Raw genomic sequence first — 3,623 nt, 5'->3', positions numbered from 1 at the left:
AGGTCATTGAGCAGTTGGTAGTAACGAGGGGCAGTTAAGTCAAAGAGCTCTTTAATCGCACTCTCTTTCGCCCCGGCAAAGCGCCACCAATCGCGTTCGAATTCAAGGATGCGTCGTTCGAGGTCGGTTAACGGCGAACTAGCAGTCTCGGAGTTTTCTAACGCAGACATGTGCCTAATCTTAGGACAGAGTTAGCATGAAGTGTGGGATTTAAAGCTGCGCGCGGACTAAATCGATATCGCAGATCTTGATCTGAGGATTCACGTTGGTCAACATAAAGTTTCTCACTCCATCGTTGGTAATAATCCATCATCAAACCTGTGCGCGTGAACTCATGCACTCTTTCTTGCCTGTTTTACAATATTGCGAAGCATCGTTGGAAAGACAAAGAGATGAAGAGGCGCGATCGCATGCCAATACAACTGGCCTCCCAATCCACGCGGATAGAAAGTTGCCTCTTGTACAAGATGCGTCTTTCCATTCTCGGATGTAACAGTGAACTCCAACCACGCCTTTCCGGGCAGCACCATCTCTGCATAAAGTTTTAATCTACGGCCAGGCTCTAACTCATCGACCCTCCAAAAATCCAAACTCTCACCAATGCGTAGATAATCTGGATCGCGTCGTCCACGGCGCAGACCCACTCCGCCGACTGCGCGATCTATGAGTCCGCGCGCCCACCAGAGAAGATCAGAACCAAACCATCCATGTTCCCCGCCAATGCCTTCTATCTGACGCCAGATTTTCTCGGCTGAAACATCTGTCGTTACTTCACGTAGATCACGAAGGATCGCCTCGCCAGCCCATTCCGGATCCCCCTGAGCTTTCTGCCATGGCGCAGTTGGAGTCGTTGCATCTGACCAACGCGTCTCGACACCATGCTCACTTATCTTTGAAAGCGCCAAAGTCATAGCCGTCGACACGTCGGTCAGACCATCAGTCGGTAGCGCAATGACACCACCAATACTCTTTGCTGGATCGGCCACAACTTCGCTGATGAGTGAGCCGACCAGTGGGCGGGCCAATGCAGTTGGAACAGGTGTGACCAGGCCGATCCAAAGACTTGAAAGCTCAGGAGTCAATACTGGAATCTTTATGATGATCCGTTTCTTTAATCCAGATAACTTTGCGAACTTCTGCATCATCGCCGCATACGTCAATACCTCGGGCCCACCGATGTCAAAGACCTTACCGACTGGCTCGGGCAAAAGTGCCGCACTCTTCAAGTAGTAGAGGACATCTCGGATTGCGATTGGATGTGTGCGGTTCATGACCCATTTAGGTGTTGTCATGATCGGCAGGCGATGCGTCAAATGGCGCAACATCTCAAAACTGGCAGAGCCAGATCCAATGATGATCCCGGCGCGCAGCTCCATCACGGGTACCGATGTACTAGCTAGCTCTGTACCAGTGCGGGCCCTTGATGCTAAATGCTTGCTGATATTTTTATCGTTGGCGATACCACCGAGATAGACGATCTGTGAGACACCAGCGGCATGGGCTGCTTGTGCGAAATCACGGGCCATCTTCGCCTCGATCTCATTGAAATTTGGACCAAGATTAATCGAGTGTAAAAGATAATACGCAGTATGGACTCCCGTCAGGGCCACATCGAGATCTACTCGGTTCTCAGCGCTACCTTCACTAATCTCAACTGCCGATGCCCAGGGTTGTCCTTGAACCTTATGCCAATCACGTACCAAGATTCGCACATCTAATTTTTCATCGATGAGCGCTTTCACCAAACGGCCACCAACATAGCCAGAGGCACCTGTGACCAGGTACTTACGCTCTTGAATTGGAGTAACCATGTAGTAGAGCCTAGACTTAGACACATGCAAATGACACCTGAAAAGCCACGCGTAGTCATTCTTGGTGCTGGTTTCGGCGGCCTCGCCGCAGCGCGGGCCTTGGCAGATAAGGCAGATGTCACACTCGTTGATCGCCATAACTTCCAAACTTTCCTACCACTTCTCTATCAGGTATCAACTGCTGGCTTGGCCGCAGATCACGTAGTTCACCCAATTCGTGGCGCCCTGCGCGATAGCGGTGTGAAGTTTCGGATGGGTTCACCCATCTCGGTTGATCATAAGAACAAGTCGGTAAAACTTGATTCATCTGAGTCCCTTGAGTTCGATCACCTGATCGTGGCACTGGGTTCGGTCACCGCCGACTTCGGAGTTACTGGAGTGGCAGATCACGCGCTGGGTATGAAGAGTGTGCATGAGGCGCTCACAATTCGCGCCGAAGTACTTCGCCGCTTTGAAGATTTAGCTCGCTTTGAAGATGACACTCGACTATCGATTGCAGTAGTTGGCGGTGGACCCACAGGTGTGGAAATGGCGGGCGCACTTGCCGAACTTAAGCGCGGGCCACTAAAAAATGATTTAGCGGCGGCAGCCAATAATATTGATGTTTACCTCATTGAAGCTGGCCCTCGGGTGCTGCCGATGTTTAGTGAGAAGCTTTCGGCGCGCGCCGAATCAGATCTGCGCCAACTCGGCGTCATCGTGCGAACCAATGCCTCAGTACGGGAAGTTAAATCAAGGCAGATTATTCTTACCGAAGGTGCTCCAATTCCAGCAGAGGTAACTATTTGGGCCGCCGGTGTGAAGGGTGAACCCACAGCAGGTGCGCTCAATCTTCCACTAGCTGGCACGCGTATTGATACCGATGAAAATCTAGAGGTAAGAAATTACCCAAACATTTGGGCAATTGGAGATATCAACGGCACCCACGGCGCCGATGGTCACTTCTTACCGATGGTCGCACCCGTTGCCTTGCAACAAGCAAAATGGGTGGCAAAACAAATCTTGCGCAAAGAGTCAGGTAAGTCGCTGTCACCATTTAAGTACTTTGATAAAGGTGCCATGGCAACTATTGGCCGCCATAAGGCTGTTGTTGAATTCCGTGGTCTTAGATTAACTGGCCCACTTGCTTGGTTTGCCTGGCTCTTCCTGCACTTGTTCTATCTCGTTGGCGGGCGCAATAAAGTGGGCACAATCGTGGACTGGTCCTGGAACTACCTCACATTCGACCGCGGCAATCGCCACATCATGGATGCTCAGTAGTAGTTTTTTCTATGTTAGAAAAGTATCTCGAGGTAGCGGGCCACCAGCTCTACTGCTATGAATGGGATAACAATGGCGAAGCAGTTGTATTACTCCATGGCGGCTTAAGCCAAACATCACACTGGGATGCGCAGGTTCTTCCTGCCATCGAAGATGACTTTCACGTCTTTGGCTATGATCGAACTGCCCACGGATTTAGCGGTGATAGAACTGGCAGCCTGCACTTTGATTATCAAGCCACAGAGCTGATTGCTTACCTAGAAAGTGTTGTGAAAGAACCGGCCCACCTGATTGGTTATAGCGATGGCGGAAATATTGCCCTACTTGCAGCGATTAAGCGCCCAGAACTTGTGCGCTCAGTAATTACCTTAGGTGCAAACTTTCATCACAGCGGAACGCTGCCACTTCCTGAATTCGATGGTGTCATTTCACCGGAAGATCAAGAGGAGTACAACCGCACCTCACCTGATGCCCCCGAAACTTTGGTAGAGAAAATCCAGCGCATGATGAAAATTTGGAAATCAGAGCCGACTCTAACCATTAAAGATTTGG

The 3,623-nt window shown here is 50.5% G+C and carries 4 protein-coding genes; 2 read left to right on the top strand and 2 right to left on the bottom strand.

Going from position 1 to position 3,623, the window contains the following annotated elements:
* Together AC9UEP_RS05580 and AC9UEP_RS05575 are read right to left on the bottom strand one after the other, a co-directional pair.
* On the bottom strand, window positions 1–170 hold a 170-nt coding region (locus AC9UEP_RS05580; RefSeq protein ID WP_509544910.1), incomplete at its 3' end, for a DUF3263 domain-containing protein.
* A 162-nt stretch (window positions 171–332) separates the two neighbouring features.
* Window positions 333–1,811 (bottom strand): SDR family oxidoreductase, encoded by a 1,479-nt coding sequence (locus AC9UEP_RS05575; protein ID WP_509544907.1) that lies wholly within the window; start codon window positions 1,809–1,811, stop codon window positions 333–335.
* A gap of 30 nt (window positions 1,812–1,841) precedes the next feature.
* Here AC9UEP_RS05575 and AC9UEP_RS05570 point away from each other — a divergent pair, with 30 nt between their 5' ends.
* Both AC9UEP_RS05570 and AC9UEP_RS05565 read left to right on the top strand, forming a co-directional pair.
* The gene (locus tag AC9UEP_RS05570) at window positions 1,842–3,071 is read left to right on the top strand and encodes an NAD(P)/FAD-dependent oxidoreductase (RefSeq protein ID WP_509544904.1); all 1,230 of its coding nucleotides are present in this window, start codon (window positions 1,842–1,844) and stop codon (window positions 3,069–3,071) included.
* 11 nt (window positions 3,072–3,082) lie between these two features.
* Window positions 3,083–3,623 (top strand): alpha/beta fold hydrolase (locus AC9UEP_RS05565; RefSeq protein ID WP_509544901.1); only part of this gene is annotated, 541 nt, incomplete at its 3' end.

The organism is Candidatus Planktophila sp. (genome assembly GCF_040402315.1).
In the GTDB taxonomy this organism is placed as follows: domain Bacteria; phylum Actinomycetota; class Actinomycetes; order Nanopelagicales; family Nanopelagicaceae; genus Planktophila.
This window is presented reverse-complemented; position numbering and strand designations above follow the sequence as displayed.